The 18,963-nt window shown below is 70.9% G+C and carries 13 protein-coding genes; 6 read left to right on the forward strand and 7 right to left on the reverse strand.

The window, feature by feature from the left end:
• The first annotated feature begins 149 nt into the window (after positions 1-149).
• Positions 150-371, forward strand: coding sequence for a hypothetical protein (locus ITX44_RS06590; protein ID WP_205356080.1), 222 nt, complete (start codon positions 150-152; stop codon positions 369-371).
• A 133-nt stretch (positions 372-504) separates the two neighbouring features.
• Here ITX44_RS06590 and ITX44_RS06595 read toward each other — a convergent pair whose 3' ends face one another.
• The 6 genes from ITX44_RS06595 to ITX44_RS06615 all read right to left on the reverse strand — a co-directional run bounded on the left by ITX44_RS06595 (position 505) and on the right by ITX44_RS06615 (position 10,382).
• The gene (locus tag ITX44_RS06595; RefSeq protein ID WP_205356301.1) at positions 505-1,353 is read right to left on the reverse strand and encodes a Rieske (2Fe-2S) protein; all 849 of its coding nucleotides are present in this window, start codon (positions 1,351-1,353) and stop codon (positions 505-507) included.
• A gap of 218 nt (positions 1,354-1,571) precedes the next feature.
• On the reverse strand, positions 1,572-2,936 hold the full coding sequence (locus ITX44_RS06600) for a condensation domain-containing protein (RefSeq protein WP_205356081.1): 1,365 nt from the start codon (positions 2,934-2,936) through the stop codon (positions 1,572-1,574).
• A gap of 145 nt (positions 2,937-3,081) precedes the next feature.
• Positions 3,082-3,330, reverse strand: coding sequence for a discoidin domain-containing protein (locus ITX44_RS40825; protein ID WP_307795129.1), 249 nt, complete (start codon positions 3,328-3,330; stop codon positions 3,082-3,084).
• A gap of 6 nt (positions 3,331-3,336) precedes the next feature.
• Positions 3,337-6,408 carry a glycosyl hydrolase family 95 catalytic domain-containing protein gene (locus ITX44_RS06605; protein WP_236060152.1) on the reverse strand — a complete coding sequence of 1,024 codons (3,072 nt, stop codon included), beginning with the start codon at positions 6,406-6,408 and terminating at the stop codon, positions 3,337-3,339.
• Between the two features lie 65 nt (positions 6,409-6,473).
• The gene (locus ITX44_RS06610; RefSeq protein ID WP_205356082.1) at positions 6,474-8,993 is read right to left on the reverse strand and encodes a galactose-binding domain-containing protein; all 2,520 of its coding nucleotides are present in this window, start codon (positions 8,991-8,993) and stop codon (positions 6,474-6,476) included.
• A 165-nt stretch (positions 8,994-9,158) separates the two neighbouring features.
• On the reverse strand, positions 9,159-10,382 hold the full coding sequence (locus ITX44_RS06615; protein WP_205356083.1) for an ROK family transcriptional regulator: 1,224 nt from the start codon (positions 10,380-10,382) through the stop codon (positions 9,159-9,161).
• An 89-nt stretch (positions 10,383-10,471) separates the two neighbouring features.
• Between ITX44_RS06615 and ITX44_RS06620 the strand changes: the two genes are divergently transcribed.
• The 5 genes from ITX44_RS06620 (at position 10,472) to ITX44_RS06640 (ending at position 17,358) form a co-directional block, all read left to right on the forward strand.
• Entirely contained in the window at positions 10,472-11,344 is an 873-nt protein-coding gene (locus tag ITX44_RS06620) for a LacI family DNA-binding transcriptional regulator (protein ID WP_205356084.1), read from the forward strand.
• A gap of 209 nt (positions 11,345-11,553) precedes the next feature.
• Complete coding sequence (locus tag ITX44_RS06625; protein ID WP_205356085.1) at positions 11,554-12,858, forward strand: ABC transporter substrate-binding protein; 1,305 nt, start codon at positions 11,554-11,556, stop codon at positions 12,856-12,858.
• Between the two features lie 47 nt (positions 12,859-12,905).
• Positions 12,906-13,862, forward strand: a complete 957-nt coding sequence (locus tag ITX44_RS06630; RefSeq protein ID WP_205356086.1) for a carbohydrate ABC transporter permease — start codon at positions 12,906-12,908, stop codon at positions 13,860-13,862.
• The gene (locus ITX44_RS06635; protein ID WP_205356087.1) at positions 13,859-14,791 is read left to right on the forward strand and encodes a carbohydrate ABC transporter permease; all 933 of its coding nucleotides are present in this window, start codon (positions 13,859-13,861) and stop codon (positions 14,789-14,791) included. The genes ITX44_RS06630 and ITX44_RS06635 overlap by 4 nt, the downstream gene beginning before the upstream one ends.
• A complete protein-coding gene (locus ITX44_RS06640) occupies positions 14,788-17,358 on the forward strand; it encodes a glycoside hydrolase family 2 protein (protein WP_236060153.1) in 2,571 nt (856 codons plus the stop codon). The genes ITX44_RS06635 and ITX44_RS06640 overlap by 4 nt, the downstream gene beginning before the upstream one ends.
• 99 nt (positions 17,359-17,457) lie before the next feature.
• Here ITX44_RS06640 and ITX44_RS06645 read toward each other — a convergent pair whose 3' ends face one another.
• Positions 17,458-18,849 carry a transthyretin-like family protein gene (locus tag ITX44_RS06645; protein WP_205356088.1) on the reverse strand — a complete coding sequence of 464 codons (1,392 nt, stop codon included), beginning with the start codon at positions 18,847-18,849 and terminating at the stop codon, positions 17,458-17,460.
• Positions 18,850-18,963: the final 114 nt, after the last annotated feature.

The following is an 18,963-nucleotide window of genomic DNA, read 5'->3' on the forward strand; positions in this document are numbered from 1 at the left end:
GGCTTGAGTGCGGCACGCCCGATTCGCCCCGAATTCACCCGCTGGACATGTGTGCGACCCGTCCGTCTGGCCTCGCCGGGTTTGCCTGGGGGTACGACCCATGTTCGTACCCCTGGTACCCCTGCCGGGGTCGCCCCGTCGGAGCACCCGTGACCATCACGATACGCATCACCCTCCCGGCCGCCCTTCCCGGGCCCGCCCTCCTCCCCGAAGCCGCGCGCCTGCTGCGCGCCGCGGCCCCGCTCGCCGTCCCGGCCCTGCTCACCGCGGCGGAAGTCGTGGCCGAGGCCGCGGGCGTGGGGCTGCCGGGCCGGATCCTGCTGCGCGGCGCGCTGAGCACCCTCGAACGGGGCACGACCCGCGCCGCCTGACCCCATCCCCGGGCGCGGACCATGAAGGAGGAGACGGACGCGCCGGGCGCGGGCGGGGTGCGGGTCCGGTCGATCGGGCCGAGCTCGGAGCCGTGCATACGTTCCGGCTGGTGACGGACGGCCCCTTGCGGGGTCAGTGCGGCGTCGGCGGGGGCGTGCGCAGCCGTACTTCCAGCTGGCCGTCCGCCACCCGGGCGTCGAACACCGGTTGCGGGGCGGTGGCCGGGCCGTGGTTGTTCCAGCCGTCCGTGAGACGGAAGGTGCTGGCGTGCCAGGGACAGCGCAGGCAGCCGTTCTCGACCGCGCCCTCGGAGAGCGGGCCGCCGAGGTGGGTGCAGCTGTCGGCGAGGACGTGGAAGGTGTCGCCGGCGCCCCGGACCACCACCACGGCCACCTCCCCGATCATCCGGCGCACCGGGCGTCCCACCGGGAGTTCGGCCACCGGGCCGGCGTGATGCCAGCCGGGAGGCACGAGGTGCGGGACGGCCTCGGCGTGGTTGGTCCCCGACGCCTGACGGTAGGCCAGATGGCCGCCCACCGCTCCTGCCGCGCCGACCGCGCACAGGCCGGCCAGGGCGAGCAGCCGCCCGCGCAGCCCGCGCCGGGTGAGCCGGGCGGTCAGGGACGCGGTGTAGCAGGCCACCGCGGTGGTGTTCAGGGCCGCGTGCAGCAGGCCCACTCGGGCCTGTTCGTGTTCCAGCTCCGCCCAGTCGACGAGCCCGGCCAGGACCGCCGGCCCGGCGCCCGCCAGCCCCACACCGATCAGGACCGCCGCGGACCGGCTGCCGCCGGGCGTCCAGTCCAGCACCGCCGAGGAGATCCACGCGCCGACCGGGACCTGTACCAGCACGGGATGCACGGGGTGGCCGAGCCACCGCCCGTGCAGGACGTCCCTGCTGCGGCCGAGCGGCACCGCCCGTACGGCACGGCGCAGCACCTGCGTCAGCCCGTCCAGGGCATCGGCCTGTTCGAGCCGGTTCATCCCGGCGAGGACGTATCCGGGCCCGTCGGGGTTCGGCAGCACCCGCCGCAGCAGCGCGGCAGTCGTGAGCGACGTCTTCACCGGGCCTCACCCCTTTCCGCACCGACCATGACACAGCTCCTGCCCGCCCGCTCGGCGATCATGGCGCGCGCCGCGGCCGAGTGGCGCACAAGCGGGCCCGACCGGTACGAGTCGTTGGAGCGGCTGTTCGGCCGCTTTCAGGCGCAGCCGGTGGCGAGCGCGTCCTCGATCACCGCTTCCTCCATGCCCAGCAGGAAGGACTCCATGTCGGCCGGGGGGAGCAGCGCGGTGTCGGCCGTGATCGACAGTTTGACCGCGCCCGGTTCGTCGTTCACGTTGACGGCGAAGGTGACGTTCTTGCGCGGCGAGGACTCGCCCGGCCAGGCCAGCGTGCTCAGTTCACGCGATCGGGCCAGTGGCAGCGACGAGGCGTCGCCGGCCGGCGGGCGGTACAGCTCAGGCTCGCGGGTGTCGTTGAAGAAGCACGAGTGGTCCGCCACGTCCGGCAGCCGCCCGCGCAGGTCCTCGATGTCCCGGTCCAGCAGCCGCTTGTCGTACGAGGCGTGCCGGTACATGCCCAGCGCGCCGGTGTGCACCCACTTCACCAGGGACCCGAAGTCCTCCCAGCCCGTCTGGAGCTGGAACAGCCCCTCCTGGGCCACGGTGCTGATCGACTGCGCCATACCGGGGAGGAAGCGATTGCTGACCACCACCTGGAGCAGCGGTTCCGCGGTCCGGCTCAGCCGCGCGGTCTGCTGGGCCACCGCGGCCAGCAGCACCGACGCGCTGCTCACCCCGCGCGCGGCCGCCACATGGTCCACCGCGGGCAGCAGCGCGGGGGAGTGCAGCATCGCGTAGGGGGACACCGGGCCGGGCGCCCGCTCGGCGCGCGGCGGGAAGAGCTCGCGCGGCCCCTTGCCGAGCTTGCCGATCCAGTACCGGCGGGAGGCGGCGTCGCGTTTGCGCCCGCGCTCCGACTGCTGGTACGCGGCCTCGTCCAGCGGCTGGGTCGCCGGGAACAGCTCCCGTATCCGCTGCGGTGACACGCCGTCCAGCATCATGACCACGTCCCGGGCCAGGCGGCGCAGCGCACCGCCGTCGACCGCCGTGTGCGCCACCACCATCACGTAATGGCGGACCAGGCCGTCGGCCTCGACCAGCCCGATGCGCAGCGGCCACTCGACGGCGCAGTCGAAGGGCCGGGCGCCCAGTTCGGTGAGCAGTTCCCCGCCCGCGGCCGCGGTGTCCTCGCGCGCGCTGGTGCGCACCGTCACCGGGATGCGACCGGAGGCGTCCAGGATCTGCGTCAGCGCGCCGGTGTCCTGCGGCTCCAGCCGGGTCCGCAGCCCCTCGTGCAGTCGCACCGCGTGGGTCAGCGCCTCCAGCACGGCGGCGCGCGGCCGCGGGGAGGGGAGTTCGAAGCCGGCCTTCACGCTGTACCAGGGGGCGTCCTCGCCGAGGACCAGGACCGCGTCCCAGACCGCCTGCTGACCCCAGGTCGCCGGGGCCCGCCCGGACCGTGCCGCGGATACGTCCAGTTGCAGGAACTCCGGCCCGCTCATCGCCAACTCCTCGCATGGAAGCCCGGGTCGGCATTCTGGCCTACCCGGGACGGTGACCGGAAGCATGCGGAAGGGCGCCGGGCCCTCGCCGGGGAGGAGCCCGGCACCCTTCCTGATGTGTCATTTCACGGGGCGGCCGGACGACCTAGGCGAACACCTGCATCTCGTAGAGGGAGTAGCCCCATTGGCCTGATGTCGCCGTGCCCTGCATGCGGACGTACCGGGCCGGTCCGCTTACGGCGATTTTCTCCGTGCCCCCTGACGAATTCGTCTGGGTGTACATGTCCCGCCACGTCGACCCGTCGGTGGACGCCTGGAGTTTGTAGCCCTTCGCGTAGGACGCCTCCCACATCAGGTCGACCTCGCTGATGTTGTAGGTGGCGCCCAGGTCCACCTGGATTCAGTTGTCGGCGCTCTGGCTGGCGCTCCAGCGGGTGGACAGGTCGCCGTCGAAGGCCTTGGCGGCGGTCTGGTCGCTGTTGGACTCCGAGGAGGCCGAGGCGGGCTTGCCCTGGGCCAGGTTGGTCCGCGGCGCGTTCAGGGTCAGGTTGACGGTGACGGTCTTCCCCTGTTGCAGCGGCAGGACCCGGGCGATGGTGCCGAGCGGGGAGCTCTGGACCGTGACGCCGTCCGCGGTGATCGACGCTATGCCCGAGCGCTGGATCAGCGTCAGGTTCTGGTCGATGCCCGAGGTGAGCGTCACCTTCACCGTGTGGCTGCCCATGTCCCAGCTCAGATTGTTGATGGTGAACTGGCCCTTGCCGAGCAGGCCGGAGATCGAGCCCTTGTCCAGGCCCTTGGGCAGCGCGGGCAACAGCTCCAGCGTGCCCGGCTTGGTGGCGGCGAGCATTTCCATCATCACGGTGGGCACGGAATTGACGACGTCCGTGGCGAAGGTGTTGTGGTTGTTGTAGTGCGACGTCGCCATGCCGGTGTAGTAGTAGTCCTCCTTGGCGAACCGCAGCAGTTTCGCCCCGACCGAGTCCGGCTGGTTCAGGTCGGCGGCGATCAGCGCGCCGTGCAGCAGGCCGTGCCCGGCGTTCTCGTAGTTCCCGGCGTCCTTCTTCTGCAGGAACACCTGGGCCGCCTTGAACTGGGCAGGGTTGGTCTCCGGGGTGATCTCGCGGTAGGGCCAGACCGGCATCAGGCCGCTGGAGTGCCGGTGCTGGTAGTTGTTCTTGTTGGCCAGGTCCGGCCAGGCCCATTCGGCCAGCGCGCCGTCGTTGTTGATCAGGTACGGCGGCAGATTGTCCAGCTTCTCCTGCCAGACCGGGATCTTGTCGGCGTCACGCCCGAGGATCTTGCTGGTCTGGATCAGCGTGGACAGGGCGAACCGGGCGCCGGAGATGTCGTAGACGGAGTTGACGGCCAGCGGCACACCGCCCGGCGGGGTGTTCTCCGGGGAGATGGAGCCCGCGAAGATGTACTTGCCGTTGCTGTCCTTCTTGACCAGGAAGTCCTCGTAGAAGTCCCCCATGTCCCGGATCAGCGGGTAGTACTGGTTGGCGAGGAAGTTCTTGTCGCCCGACACCTCGTAGTACTCCCAGAACGGGTAGAGCAGCCAGGACTCGCCGCCGGTGACGTACTGGTACGGGTAGTCGAAGTTGATGTTGGAGATCAGCCCCTCGGTGTTGGGTGTGTTGCCGCCGGTGAGCATGCCTCTGGTGCCGAGGAGTTTTTTGGCGTTGGTCCGGAAGTCGTTCTGCCACTGTTTGTTGAGGTAGAAGTAGCCGGCCATGGCCTCGGGCATGTTGCCGATGTTGCCGCTGGAGATCTGCAGGTTGAGGTTGGCGTCCAGGTGGTAGTAGCCGTCCCAGCCGACATTGCTGTCGCCGGTCCAGTTGCCGAGCAGGTCCGGTGCGGCGGTCTCGTTGCTCGACCCGAGCAGGTGGTAGCGGCCGGCGTAGAACATCCGCTCGTACAGGGCGGGGATCGGCGTGGAGGACGCCTTCTGCTCGGCGAGGAGTTCCTCGGTGGACTTGGCGCGGTCCTGCGGCGAGGCGCCGAAGTCGAGGGAGACCCGGTTGAAGATCGCGCTGTGCTTGGCCACATGGCGGTTCAGCAGCGTCTGGTAGTTGTCGTTGATCGCGGCCAGCTTCGACTGGAGGAGCTGCTTGTTCCAGTCCTGCTCGGCCGGCACGCCGCCGTTGTAGGTGCCGTTGTAGCGCTGGGTGAGCGACAGCAGCATCACATAGCTCGCGCCCGAGACGGACACGTCGGTGCCGGACATCGTCTTGGTGCCGTCGGTCACGATCCGGGTGACGCCCTCGTAGCCGGCGTTGAAGCTGCCGCTGGGGTACTTCGCCCGCAGGTTGAGGAAGTCGGTGGTGGAGTTGTTGGTGTAGGTGACGCCCTTGTTGAGCAGGTTCATGCCCGGGTCGATGGACAGGCCGAGCTTGACGTCCAGCCGCTGCCCGGCCGGCGCGGGCAGGTACTGCACGGTGACGCCGTCGGTCCGGGAGGCGAATGAGTCCCGCTCCCAATTGCCCTTGTCGTCCGTCCAGTTCACCTTGACCACGCCCGAGGAGTAGTCGGTGGAGCGGACGTAGTTGCTGATGGGACCGCTGTCCGGCATCGCGATCGTCATCTTGTAGCCGGGGTGCTTACTGCCCTCGCCGCCGCCCTGGTATCCCTGGACGTCGGCGGCGAGCTGGTTGGCGTCCTGGTAGTCGTCGGCGATCAGCAGGTCACGGATGCGGTTGATGTTGTCCGCGCTGACGGTGTTGAACGTCCGGTGCGGGTGGGCCTCCGTCCGCGCCATGAAGAAGTCCTTGTCGTCGAAGACGACTGTGTCGTTGCGCGGATTGCCGAAGACGATGATGCCCTGCTTGCCGTTGCCGGCCAGCAGACCGTCCTGCCAGTCGCTGTAGGTCTGCGGGTACGTGGTCGACGGCGCGATGGTCGCCGAGCCGGGGCTTCCCGTGCCGCCGCTGCTCGTCGTGCCGTAGACCTGGAACTCCCACAGGGAGTAGCCGTATTGCGTGGCCGGGGTGACGCCCTGCATCCGCACGTAGTGGGCGGCCTTGTCGACGGTCACGGTCTCGGTGCCGCCGTGCCCGCCGGTGGTGGAGTACGCGTCCGTCCAGTGGGTGCTGTCGTCGGACACCTGGATCCTGTACGCCGAGGCGTACGCCGCTTCCCACACCAGCACGGCGGTGGTCACGTTGTACTCGCCGCCGAGATTGACGTGGATCCAGGCGTTGGGGTCGTTGCTGTGGTCGCTGGACCAGCGGGTCGCGGTGTTGCCGTCGATCGCGTCGGCCGCGGTGTACGAGCCGTCCTGGTACGAGGCGACCGCTGTCGCGCCGGGGCCCAGCGACAGGTTCACCGGGGTGTCGGCCGGCTGGGCCGCACTGGAGTGGAGGGAGGTCACGAAGAGCAGCAGCAGGGGGAGGGTGACGCCGAGCAGCCGCCTGCCGACGGCGCCGGGGGAGCGGGGCCGGTTCGTGCGGAGTTCCGTGCGGTGTTTCATGCGTGGGGGTCCTTTGCCCGAGGTGAATCCCGCACCGGTGAGCGGCCGGTGCGGGCTGGGGGGAATCAGGCGGCGGTGACGCGCAGGGACGAGATCTTGTCGTTGTTGCCCGTGGCCGTGAGGTCGGGGGCGTCGGCGGTGAAGGTCCACTGGGTCCCGGAGAAGCCCGCGTCCGCGTAGGCGGTCACGGTCCAGCCGGCCGGCACCCGCAGCGACGAGATGCTGTCGTTCGCGATACCGGCGGCCTGGAGCTGCGGCAGGTCGTAGCTGCCCGCGGGGAAGGTCGCCGAGGGGCCCGAGTAATTGCTGTCCCCGTAGACCGTCGGGGCGCCGCTGCCGCCGCCCGAGGCCGGCGTGCCGTAGATCTCGAACTCCCAGAGCGAGTAGCCGTATTGGGTGGCGGGCGTGACGCCCTGCATGCGGACGTACCGCGCGGCCTTGTTGACGGTCACCGTCTCGTTGCCGCCCAGGCCGCTGGTGGTGGAGTAGGCGTCCGTCCAGTGCGTGGCGTCGTCCGAGACCTGGATCTTGTACGCTGATCCGTACGCCGCCTCCCAGGACAGGACCGCGGTGCTGACGTTGTACTCGCCGCCGAGGTCGACGTGGATCCAGGCGTTGGGGTCGTTGCTGTGGTCGCTGGACCAGCGCGAGGAGGCGTTGCCGTCAATGGCGTTGGCGGCGGTGTAGGCGCCGTCCTGGTAGGAGGCGACGGCCTTCGTCCCCGGGTTCAGCGAGAGGTTCACCGGCAGGTTCGTCGGCGGCTTGGGTACGGTCTGGCCGGCCGGCGGCCACAGCGTGAAGGAGTTGGTGCCGCTGTGCGCGGCGGCGAACGGGCCTGCCATGACATTGCTCGTGTTGACCGGCTGGCCGAAGAAGTCGGTGGTCACATCGGCGGCGATGCTCTGGTCGGCGAGCGGGATGACACCCACCCGGGACTGGGTGACCGGGGTCAGGCCGTGGATGCCGGAGGCGTCGAGGTCGAAGTTCAGCGACATCTGGGTGTTGGTCGCCGTGTAGTGCACGTTGGAGATCACCCCGGTGAAGTCGCCTTCCTTCACCTGGGTCTTGTCCGTCGCGTTGTCGGGCAGGGTCGAGCCCTGGACCAGGTTGTTGTACCAGAAGAATTTCTCCGGTGAGGTGAGCGCGGTGGTCTGGTTCATCGTGCCCGGCTGGAAGTAGTAAGCGTCCCGGCCGCTGCCGTCGTTGTGGATGCTGCCGTTGTCGATGAACAGGTTGTGGGCGAAGACCACACCGGTGGCGTCCAGCGTCCGGATGTCGCTGTTGCCGATGAAGACGTTGTTGTCCACCAGGATCGGGCCGAAGACGGCCTCGGCGTAGTAGCCCCACGGGCTGTTCATCACGATGTTCTGGGTGATGCGGACGTTCTGGTTACCCCAGTCCGTCCAGATCCCGGCCGAGTTCCCGCCCTTGGAGTTCTTGATGTAATTGCCCTTGATCAGGCCCTCGTTCATGTAGTGCACCTTGATCGGGGCGGTCTCGGCACCGCTGAACTCGTTGCGGTAGTTGGTGTCCTCGATCATGTTGTAGAGGATCTGGGAATGCCAGGAGAAGACGCCCGCGATGCCGGACTGGCCGCATCTGGCGATGTAGTTGTTCCGGACGATGTGCGAGCCGTACTTGTCGGTGTCGTGGAAGTCGGTCCGGGTCGTGCCGGGCCGGTTGCCCGCCCATTCGTCGTTGCCGAGGCCGATGTCGATGCCGATCGTGCGGGCGTTGATCACGATGTTGTTCTCGATGATCCATTTCAGGCCGCCGTTGACGCTGATGGCGCCGGCCTGCCGCCGCGTGGGGCTGCTCGGGAAGTCCGAGTAGGTGTTCGCGGCCTGCTTCACGGTGAAGCCGTTGACGGTGATGTAGCCCAGGCCCCAGGCGTCCGGGGCGAAGATCTGCCGGCGCACGTTGATCTCGGCGAGCCCGGCGTTCGGATCGGCGCCGTTGAAGTTCGCCCAGATGGTGGTGCTGCTGGTGGACACCTCCGAGTACCAGCTGCTGGCCGACCCCTGTACGGCGCTCAGTGACGGCTTCTCGTAGTACGCCTGCTCGTTGAGGTAGACGTCGCCCGCGGTGTAGCCCGGGAAGGTGCCGCCGTCACCGCCCTGCGGCTGGCCGGTCGCGTACGGGTTGTAGTCGCCGAAGTAGCTGTTGGGCAGGGTGACGCTCCAGACGTTGCCGCCGGTCTGCGTCCAGGAGTTGACCTCCTCGGAGCCCTTGACGACCACCTCGCCGTCGCCGGCGTTGGTGTACGTGATGCGGTGCGCTTCGTCGGTTCCGCCGCGCGCGGGCTTGACCGTCTCGCGGTACAGCCCGGCGTGCACCATCACCGTGTCGCCGGGCTGCGCCTCCTGCGCCGCGTGATTGATCGTCAGATACGGGGCGGCCTGCGTCCCCGGGTTGCTGTCGCTGCCGTTCTTGGCGACATGGATGACGCGCGGGGCCTGGGCCGCGGCGTGCGCGGCGAACGAGGGCAGCGCGAGCGCCAGGAGAGTGAGGGTGCCGGCGAGGGCACCGAGCGCTTTGATCCGGACGCCGAAGCGCGCGGTCCGGCGGGTCCTGCGGAGTCTCATGGGGGGCTCCTTCACGGAAGCCGATAAGTTTCATTATTAATCTATGCAAGTCGAGTGCGTACTCGACCTGCGACAGTCCCGGCGGCTCGTGCACCGTACCGGCGTGCTGCCCCGTCAGCAAGACATCGGACACAGGGCGCCTGACGCGGCGTCGGATCCGTACGGTTACGCCCGCGCCGCGACCTGCGGCCCGTGGCCGGGCGCGACCGAGCCCTGGAGCACCAGCGCCGCCCCGCCGATCGCCGCGGCGTCGCGCGGGTTGCTGGACAGGTCGACCTGAACGCCGTGCACGTCCCGGGTGAACGCCCGCTGCGCGAGCCGGCGGCGGATCTCGGTGACGTAGACGGACCCGGCGACGGCGAATCCCGGGCCGGCCAGCACCAGCGTGTCGAGGTCCCACAGGTTGGCGAGGACGACCGCGCCCTCCGCGAGCAGCGCCGCCGATTCGTCCACGAGCGCACGGGCCTCCTGGTCGCCGTAGAGCGCCGCGCGCGCCAGCACGTCGAAGGCCCGCGCGTCCGGGTCCTCGGGCCGGATCGACAGCCGCTCCGCCAGGCCCGGCAGCGCCCGCGCGCGCCCGACGACCACGTGTGGAGCGGCGTACTGCTCCAGGCAGCCGCGGTTGCCGCACGGGCACGGCTCACCGTCCCGGACCACCGCGATGTGCCCGATCTTCCCCGCGTTGGAGCTGGCGCCGCGGTGCAGGGCGCCGTCCAGGACCACACCGGAGCCGATGCCGGAATTCATGTAGAGGCAGCCGAAGGTCCGCTCGCGCGAGACCTGCCGCCCCCAGAACTCCCCGACGGCCGCCGCCGCGGCATCGCTGTCGACCAGCACCGGGACGTCCAGCCGGCCGCTCAGCGCCTGCGCGAGATCGAGCCCGGCGCGCTGCCCCGGGTCCGGCGCGAGGAACCCGCCGCGCGCGACGTCGACCGGCCCCGGCCCGACCACGGCCAGCCCGGCCACGCTCCGCGGCGGCAGGCCCAGGCCGTCGGTGACGTCGCGGTACAGCGCGGCGAGCCGGGCGACCACCTCGGCCGGCCGGCCGTCGGCGGGCGCGGCCACGAGCTGGCGGCCGATGGTCCCGCCGCGGGTGTCCGTCACCACGCAGGTCAGGGTGTCGGCGGCCATGTGGATGCCCACGCCGTACGCCGCACGGGAGTTGATGATCAGCATGGCGCGGGGCTTGCCGCGGGTCGCCACGGTGTCGCCGGTCTCGCGGACCACGCCGTCGTCGATCAGCCGGCGGACGATGTTGGAGATGGTCGGCTGCGTCAGCCCGGTGACCTTCACCAGCTCCACCCGGCTGATCGGCCCCGAGGAGCGGATGAGGTCCACGACCAGCGCGCGGCTGCCGGGCCCCGCGGCCGAAGACTCCCGTCGGGCCACCGTCGACCACCTCTCGTCCCGCCGTACGCTGTCGCACGACCACGTTATGTGGATGAAGGTTAGACGAGGCCGATCGACCAGGAGGAAGCATGGCTTCGGCACCGGCCGCCCGCACGGCACGCCCGCAGGAGGGCACCCCGGTCGGCCTGGCCCTGGTCCGGGACGCGGAGGTGCTCGGCGCCGAGCCCTTCTTCCACGAGTTCATCGCCGGGATGGAGCGGGTCCTGGTGCCGCTCGGGGTGCCGGTGCTGCTCCAGGTCGTCGCCACGGTGCGGCAGGCAGGTGAGCGCATGCGCGCCTGGGCCCGGTACGGCCAGGTGCAGGGCATGATCCTCATCGACTTGCTGCCCGGGGACGAACGCGTGGCGCTGGTCAAGGAGTTGGGCATGCCGGCCGTGGTCATCGGGGATCCGGAGACGGCCGGGGGACTGCCGGCGGTGTGGACGCAGGACGACGTGGCGATGCGGGACGTGGTCGCCGGACTGGTCGGTGCGGGCCACACGCACCTCGGTCACGTCGGCGGCCCGGCGCAGATGGCGCACACCATCATCCGGCGCCGTACCTTCGAGGCGGTCGCGGCGGAACACGGGGTCCGCACCACGGTGTTCGACGGCGACTACTCCGAGGCGGCGGGCGTACGCGCCATCGCCGCGCTCGCCGCGTCCGCCGAGCGGCCCACCGCGCTGGTCTTCGACAACGACGTGATGGCGCTGGGCGCGCTGCACGAGGCGGGCCGCCGCGGGCTGGCCGTCCCGGCCGACCTCGCGCTGGTCGCGTGGGACGACTCGGCGCTGTGTCAGCTTGCCGTGCCGCCGCTCAGCGCGGTCGGCCACGACGTGCAGGAGCTGGGCGAACTCGTCGGGAACGCGCTGGCACAGGCCCTGGCGGAGGGTGCGCCAGCGGCCGGCGGACGCGTCGTCAAGGCGGCGCCGGCCCGGCTGGTCGCCCGCGGGGCGCTTTAATAGATTACTAATCTAAGTTATTGACTTGGCGGTTGGGGTGCTCCACGCTGTCTGGCGAGCACCCGCCGCGCAGGCCGGTGTGCTCTCGGTGACCGCCCGGGACGACCCGTCCCGGGCTCGTTCCAGCTCGTCGTTCCCCGCACGCCACCGGCCGATCGCCGTGATCGACGCGCTGTCCCCTGTCCTGCCCGCACAGCAAGGGAAAGCCTATGAACCACCGCACCAGGCCACGGGCCGTGCGCGCCGTGGCCGTGTTCATCGTCAGCGCCCTCGCCCTCGGCCTGACCGCCTGCGGTACCAGCGGTCACGCCGCCGGCGGCGGCAACTCCATCGACGTCGTCACCCGCTGGTCGGCCGGCAACTCGGCGGCCGGGGCGCAGAGCAGCGTCTTCAAGGCATTCACCGCTCAGACCGGCATCAAGGTCAACGCCACCGACGGCCTGGAGACCATCGACGACCAGGTCGAGACCGCCGTCGCGGCCGGCAAGTCCCCCGACCTGGTGATCGTCAACCTCTTCGACAAGACGCTGGGCTGGCTGGACGCGGGCGTCACCGTCCCGGTCGACGGATACCTGAAGGAGTGGGGCCTGCAGGACCGGATCAAGCCCGCGGCGCTCGACGAGTGGCGCGTCGGCGGCAAGCCGGACGGCACATTGCAGGGCCTGCCGTTCTCCGGGTTCAGCTGGCCGGTCTGGTACAACACCGACCTGCTCAAGAAGGCCGGGGTGCCGAAGATCCCGACCACCACGGACGAACTCGTGGCCGACGCGGGCAAGTTGCGCGCCGCCGGCATCCAGCCGCTGGTCGTCGGCGGGAACGACTGGACCGGGCAGAAGCTCTTCTACCAGATCGCGCAGTCCTACACCGACGCCGCGACCATGGAGAAGGTCATGAAGAACGGCGGCTACTGCGCGACCCCGTCGGTCATGGACGGCATCAAGCTGTTCACCCGGCTGCGCGACGCCGGTGTCTTCGCCGACGACTCCGCCGGCCTGACGGCCGACAGCATGTACGCGTCCTTCTACTCCGGCAAGGCCGCGATCATGTCGGCCGGCTCCTGGGCGTACACCGAGGCCACCAAGTCCGGCACCGGCATCGAGAAACACACCACACTGGCCGGACTTCCGGTGCCGGGCGGCTCGACGTACCGGAAGCCCACCGCGTTCCAGGGCTTCACCGGCGTCGGATTCATGATCACCAAGCGGGGTGCCCAGCCCGACCGGATCGACAAGGTACGCCGGCTGATCACCGCCTTCTACGCGAACGCCAGCGTCGGGCACTTCGTCAAGGACGCAAGCATCCTGCCCCCGACCAGCGGCGACTTCGGCTCGTACGCGACCGACCCGCTGCTCGCCCAGTCGCTCCACCTGGACACCGCCGTGGACTACCCGGTCGTGCCCGACGTCTGGATCGGCTCCGCGTCCGACCGGATCATCCAGGTCCTGACCGGGGCGTACGGCAAGTCGACGGCGCAGAAGATCTGCGCCGGCCTCGACAGCGCCACCAAGGGCTGACCCACCGCCACGGGCTGACCGCCGTCGTCTCGCCGAAGGACACACACATGTCATCGACCAGCATCCCGGCCGGGGGCCGCGCCGCGCCCCCGACCGCCGCTCGCAGACCCGGCCGCGGCCGCCGCGGCGGCCTGAACTCGCCCCGCCTGCTGTGGCTGACCGTCCCGTCCCTGGTGTGGTTCGCCGTGTTCTCGGTGGGCCCGCTCGTCGCCATGTTCGTCATCGCCACCCTGCGCTGGAAGGGCCTGATCTACGACCCGACGTTCATCGGGACGCGGAACATCCGGCACGTCTTCGCCGACCCCACCTTCCACGACGCGGTGCGCAACAGCCTGGTGCAGGTCGCCGTCGTGATCCCGGTGATGATTCCGCTGGCGTTCATGCTGGGCTACCACCTGAGCACCAAACCCCGCGGCTACCGGGTGCTGTCGGTGCTGTACTTCTCCCCGGGCCTGATCTCGATCTCCGTCACCGGGATGATCTTCTACGGGGTGCTGTCCCCCGAGGGCGGGGCCAACGGCCTGCTGCGCGCGGTCGGCCTGGACTCGCTCGGCACCTCCTGGCTCGCCGACCCGAGTACCGCGCTCCCCAGCCTCATCGCCATCGACCTGTGGCGTGGCATCGGCTGGACCGCCGTGCTGTTCGCCGCGCGCCTGGCCAGCGTGCCGGCCGACGTGATCGAGGCGGCCCGGATCGACGGCGCCGGACGCCTGCGCATCATGTGGCAGATCGCCTTCCCCATGGTCAAGACTTATGTCCGCACGCTCACCATGCTGCAGTTCCTGTGGACGCTGTTCACCTCGGCCGCGCTGATCCTGCTGCTGACCAAGGGCGGACCCGGCACCTCGTCCACCACGCTGTCGTACCTGGTCTACGAGAAGGCGTTCGGCCAGAGCGACCTCGGCTACAGCCAGGTGGTCGGCGTCGTCCTGCTCCTCCTGGGCGTCGCCGGGATGCTGCTGATCCGTGCGCTGCTGCGCAGCCCTCGGGAGAGGACCCGATGACCGCCCCGCAGCCCGCCACCCGGCTGCCCCAGCCGCCGCCTCCGCCCCGCCGCCCGGCACCGCCCCGGCCCGCCACCGCTGCCGTCCGCCCGTCCGCGCGCCGCCGCTCACCGCGCGCCCGCGGCCCGGTCGCCGGCCTGCTGTCCTGGCTGTACGCCCTGGTGCTCGCGGCGCCGCTGTACTACCTCGTGGTCAGCGCCCTCAAGACCAACATCGAGATCTTCACCCATCCCTTCGCGCTGCCCGAGCACTGGCTGTGGCGGAACTTCTCCACCGCCTGGCGGACCGCCGACCTGGGGCAGGCCCTGCTCAACTCGGCGCTGATCTCGGCGGTCGCGATCGTGCTGACGCTCGGCCTCGCGCTGCCCGCCGCCTACGCCCTGGCCCGCCTGGACAACCGGCTCGCCCGGCTGATCACCGGCACCTTCTCCGTCGGTTTCCTCATCCCGCCGTTCGCCGCGCTGATCCCCACCGTGGTGCTGTCGATCAAGATGAACCTGTTCTACACGCGCGAATTCCAGATGCTGTTCCTGCCGGCCGGCGCACTGCCGCTGTCGGTGCTGCTGCTCACCCAGTTCATGCGCACCGTGCCGCCGGCGCTGGTGGAATCGGCCGCCCTCGACGGCGCCGGCAACTGGCGGCTGCTGGTCAACGTGTTCATCCCCATCGCGATGCCGGGCGTGGTGAGCGTGACGATCCTGCAACTGCTCGCCTTCTGGAACGAGTACCTGTTCTCGCTCACCATCACCGGCACCGCGCCGGACATCCGCACCGCCCAGGTCGCCCTCCCGACCCTGGTCTCCGACGCCACCGACTTCGGCGTGCTCACCGCCGGCACCGTACTCACCCTCCTGCCGGTGTACGTCGCGTACTCGCTTTCCAGCCGTCGCATGCAGGAAGCTCTCACCGCAGGGGCAGTCAAAGGATGACACTCACCACGCAGCCGGCCACCCCCACCGCCGCCACCCGGCTCGACCTGGGCGGCGCATGGGAACTGACCTGGTCGGGCGGCCCGCCGGAGGTCCCCGGCGCCGTCCGCACCGCAGCCGTCCCCGCGCAGGTGCCCGGCGAGGTGCACACCGCCCTCATCGCCGCCGGGCTCCTCGCCGACCCCGACACCGGATGGGGCGAGCAGCAGCAGATGTGGGTCGGCCGCTCCCGGTGGACGTACCGCCGCCACGTCCAGTGGTCGCCGGTGCCGGGCGCCCGCACCGACCTCGTCGCGGACGGCCTCGACACCATTGCCGAGGTGTACGTCAACGGGCAGCACATCGGCGCCGCCCGCGACCAGCACCTGGCCTACCGGTGGGCCGTCGACGACGCCCTGCGGGCCGGCGACAACACGATCGAGGTGCGCTTCGCCTCCGCCTGGGACGCCGCCCGCGCCCACGAACGCGCGCACGGCCCGTTGCCCAGCCCGTACGACGAGCCCTACCCGCACCTGCGCAAGGCCGCGGCGAACTTCGGCTGGGACTGGGGACCGCACTACGTCACCGCGGGCATCTGGCGCGGCATCCGCCTGGAGATCCACCGCGGGCGGATCGAGCACGTCCGGCCGCTCACCCGGCTCACCCCCGACCACAGCGCCGCCCACGTCACCGCCCACGTACGGGTCGACGCACCGGCCGGCTCCCAGGTCCGGGTCGAACTGACCGACCCCGACGGGCAGGTCGCCGCATGGGCCACCGGCGCCGTCACCGGCGACGAGACCGCGATCACCCTGACCGTGGACGACCCTGCCCTGTGGTGGCCGATCGGCCTGGGCGCGCAGCCCCGCTACCGGCTGCGGGCCGAACTCGTCCAGGCCGGTGCCCTGCTGGATGCCACCACCGTCCGCATCGGCCTGCGCAGCGTCGCCCTCGACGAGACCCCGGACGCGGCCGGCACCCGCTGGGCCCTGGTCGTCAACGGCCGGACGGTACGGGTGCGCGGCTACAACTGGATCCCCGACGACACCTTCGCCGGCCGGGTCACCCCCGAACGCGTGAAGCGGCGGATCGACCAGGCCGTCGCCGGGAACGCCAACCTGCTGCGGGTGTGGGGCGGCGGCCACTTCGCGACCGAGGAGTTCCTCGACGCCTGCGACGAACGCGGCGTCCTGGTCTGGCACGACTTCCTCTTCGCCTGCGCCGCCTACTGCGAGGACGCCGAGACGACCGCACTGGTCACCGCCGAGGCCGAACAGGCCGTCGCCCGGATGTCCCCGCACCCCAGCCTGGTGCTGTGGTGCGGCGGAAACGAGACGGTGCTCGGCCGCCACCACTGGGGCTGGGCCGACCAGCTCGGCACCCGCGGCTGGGGCGCGGCGTACTACCTGGACGTCCTGCCCGGCGTGCTCGCCCGACTCGACCCCACCCGACCGTACCTGCCCAACTCGCCCTGGTCGGGGGACCTCGACCGGGACCCGCTGGCCGACACCCACGGCCCGAGCCACCTGTGGGACGCCTGGAACACGGCCGACTACGCGCACTACCGCGACCACGACCCCGCCTTCGTAGCCGAGATGGGCTGGTGCGGGCCCGCCGCGTGGACCACCCTCGAACGCGTCATCGACGGCGAGACGCCCGGCCCCGACTCACCGCTGACCCGCCACCACCTGCGGGCGATCGACGGCATGCACAAGCTGACCCGCGGCCTGCAGCCGCACGTGCCCACCCCGCGCGACGGCGCCGACTGGCACTTCGCCACCCAGGTGGTCCAGGCCCGGGCCGTCGCGGCCGGCGTCGAGTGGCTGCGCTCGCGCGAGCGGTGCTCGGGGGTCGTCGTCTGGCAGCTCAACGACTGCTGGCCGGCCATCAGTTGGTCGGCCGTCGACAGCGCCGGCATCGAGAAGCCGCTCTGGTACGCGCTGCGGCACGCGTTCGCGCCCCGGCTGGCCACGATCCAGCCGGTGCACCCGGGCCCCACCCACGACCCGACCGGCGACGCGGGACTCGTCCTCGTCCTGGCCGACGACGCCGACGACTCCGGCACGCCGTGGCGCCCCGACGTCCTGGTCCGGCGGATCGGGTTCGACGGCCGCGAACGCGCCGCGGTCCGGCTGCGCCCCGACTGCCCGGCGGGCGGGACGTACCGGCTGACCCTCGACCCCGTGGTCGCCCTGCCCGACGACCCGTACGGCGAACTGCTCGTCGTCGATGCCGGCGGGGTCAGGACCACCTGGACGTACCGTCCGGACCGCGAACTGACCCACGTACCGCCGGAGCGCCGGATCGATCTCGCCGTCACGGACGGCGAACTCCGGCTCACCGTCACCGCCGTGACCCTGCTGCGGGACGTCTGCGTCTTCGCCGACCGGCTCGCCGCGGCGCTCGGCACCGAGCCGCAGGAACTCGCCGTCGACGACGCCCTGGTCACCCTCCTGCCCGGGGAGTCCCGCACCTTCCGCGTCACCCGCCGCGACGACCGGCCGGTCCCGCCCGGCGCGGCGACCGCCCTGACCGGCACGGACGTGCTCGAAACGGCGGTCCGGTCGATCGCCGAGATCACCGGCTGACCGCACGGCGGCCGGGAAGGGCGACGCGCCCCGCGGTGTGGGCGGGGCGCGCCGCAAAAACGGCCGGCCCGGCGGCCGGTGGATACGGGCCCGGACGGGTCAGCGGACGTCGACCCAGCCCGAGGGGCTGACCGAGGTGTACGTCGTGGCGTCGCCGACCTGCACCGCGCGCCACCAGCCGTCGGCGCCGGCGGTCACCGTCTTCTGGAAGTACCCCTTCGTATTGGACTGGACGACCGCCTTGCGCACCCATGTGCTGACGCTGGTCGGCCGGTACCAGATCTCCACCGGGTGCGTGCCGCGGTTGCGCCAGACACTGCCGTCGAGGTACTGCAGGGTGCCGCTGAGCCGCAACGGCTGCCCCTTGCGCACCGGTTGCGGGGTGGCACGGAACCCGGCGATGCGCTCCATGGTGCGGTAGACCGTACGGGACGCCGAACTGTAGAGGACGCAGTTGTCGGATTCGGGGTGGCTCCACCGGTACAGCCCGTTGCCGCCCTTGTACGTGGCCTTCAGCCATCCGTCGGCGTCGTTCACGGCGGTGGCGACCGTGTGCCAGACCTTCTCGCCCTTCTTGGCGAACTGAAGGTTCACCTTCTCCTTGTGGTACTGGTAGCAGCCCTGGTTGAGGCGCCCCTGGACGGTGGCGACGCCGTTGCGGTCGACGGTGGCGGACAGGTTGGAGTACGTGATCCCCACCGGGTTGTGCACGGGCAGGGACGCGTCGGCCCCGGTGAGGTAGAGGTCCTGGGGAGCGGTGATGACCTCGAAGTCCTGGTCGTAGCCCCGCACGGGGTACTTGATCGTGTAGTGCCCGGTCGCGTCGGCCGTCGCGCGAGCACTCCACTCGTCCTCCCAGAAGGCCCGCAGGAACACCTGCGTCCCCGCCGGGCTGCCGTGTCCCGCGGGCACGGAGACGGTGCCGGTCACGGTGAGCACGTCGCCCTTGTGCACCCGCGTCCGGTCGACCTTGGCCGACACGCCCGTTTGGACGCCCGGCGTGCGCACCTCGGTGTAACCGTAGACGGAGTCGTACGTGTCGGGGTTGCCGTCCGGGTCCCACTGCGCATCGATGTCGACCGTGGCCAGGGCCCCGAGCATGGAGCCGTTCCCGAAGTGGGCGATGACGGTGCCGGGCAGGGTGAACCGCCCGTTCTCGTCGGTGGTGACCGGCCCGAGGGCGTGGGATTCGCTCGCTTCGGTCGGCGGGATGGGGTCTCCCCAGGGGTTCCAGGTGGCGAACAGGACGCTCTCGGTGACGTCGACCGAGGCGTTCGCCACCGGGGTGCCGTCAGCCCTGGTGAGGACGCCGGAGACGTCCACGGTCCGGTGGCCGTAGTCGGTGGCGGCGGGGTCGGCGGACACGGTCAGCGTGTACGGCTGCGGCGGCGGGCCGTCCGTCGCGTGGGCGGGCAGTGCGGCGACACCGGTCGCGGCCGCGGCGAGCGACACGGCGGTGGCGATGCGGATGGTGAACGGACGTGGTTTCACAGGTGATTCCCCCCAGGACTCGGCCCGGTCCCCGGGGCCGGCGAGTCGCCGGCCGGGCCGGACTCACAGCTTTGACCGCCGAACTCCTTCGAAGGTTGCCCGCGCCCGGTCCGT

Source organism: Actinacidiphila acididurans, assembly GCF_016918855.1.
Lineage (GTDB): Bacteria > Actinomycetota > Actinomycetes > Streptomycetales > Streptomycetaceae > Actinacidiphila > Actinacidiphila acididurans.

Excerpts from the sequence above, each read along its gene's own strand:
- ITX44_RS06635 (WP_205356087.1), top strand. The coding sequence starts at position 13,859 with ATGACCGCCCCGCAGCCCGCCACCCGGCTGCCCCAGCCGCCGCCTCCG.
- ITX44_RS06595 (WP_205356301.1), bottom strand. The coding sequence starts at position 1,353 with ATGAACCGGCTCGAACAGGCCGATGCCCTGGACGGGCTGACGCAGGTG.
- ITX44_RS06605 (WP_236060152.1), bottom strand. The coding sequence starts at position 6,408 with ATGAAACACCGCACGGAACTCCGCACGAACCGGCCCCGCTCCCCCGGC.
- ITX44_RS06630 (WP_205356086.1), top strand. The coding sequence starts at position 12,906 with ATGTCATCGACCAGCATCCCGGCCGGGGGCCGCGCCGCGCCCCCGACC.
- ITX44_RS06610 (WP_205356082.1), bottom strand. The coding sequence starts at position 8,993 with ATGAGACTCCGCAGGACCCGCCGGACCGCGCGCTTCGGCGTCCGGATC.
- ITX44_RS06625 (WP_205356085.1), top strand. The coding sequence starts at position 11,554 with ATGAACCACCGCACCAGGCCACGGGCCGTGCGCGCCGTGGCCGTGTTC.
- ITX44_RS06640 (WP_236060153.1), top strand. The coding sequence starts at position 14,788 with ATGACACTCACCACGCAGCCGGCCACCCCCACCGCCGCCACCCGGCTC.
- ITX44_RS06600 (WP_205356081.1), bottom strand. The coding sequence starts at position 2,936 with ATGAGCGGGCCGGAGTTCCTGCAACTGGACGTATCCGCGGCACGGTCC.
- ITX44_RS06620 (WP_205356084.1), top strand. The coding sequence starts at position 10,472 with ATGGCTTCGGCACCGGCCGCCCGCACGGCACGCCCGCAGGAGGGCACC.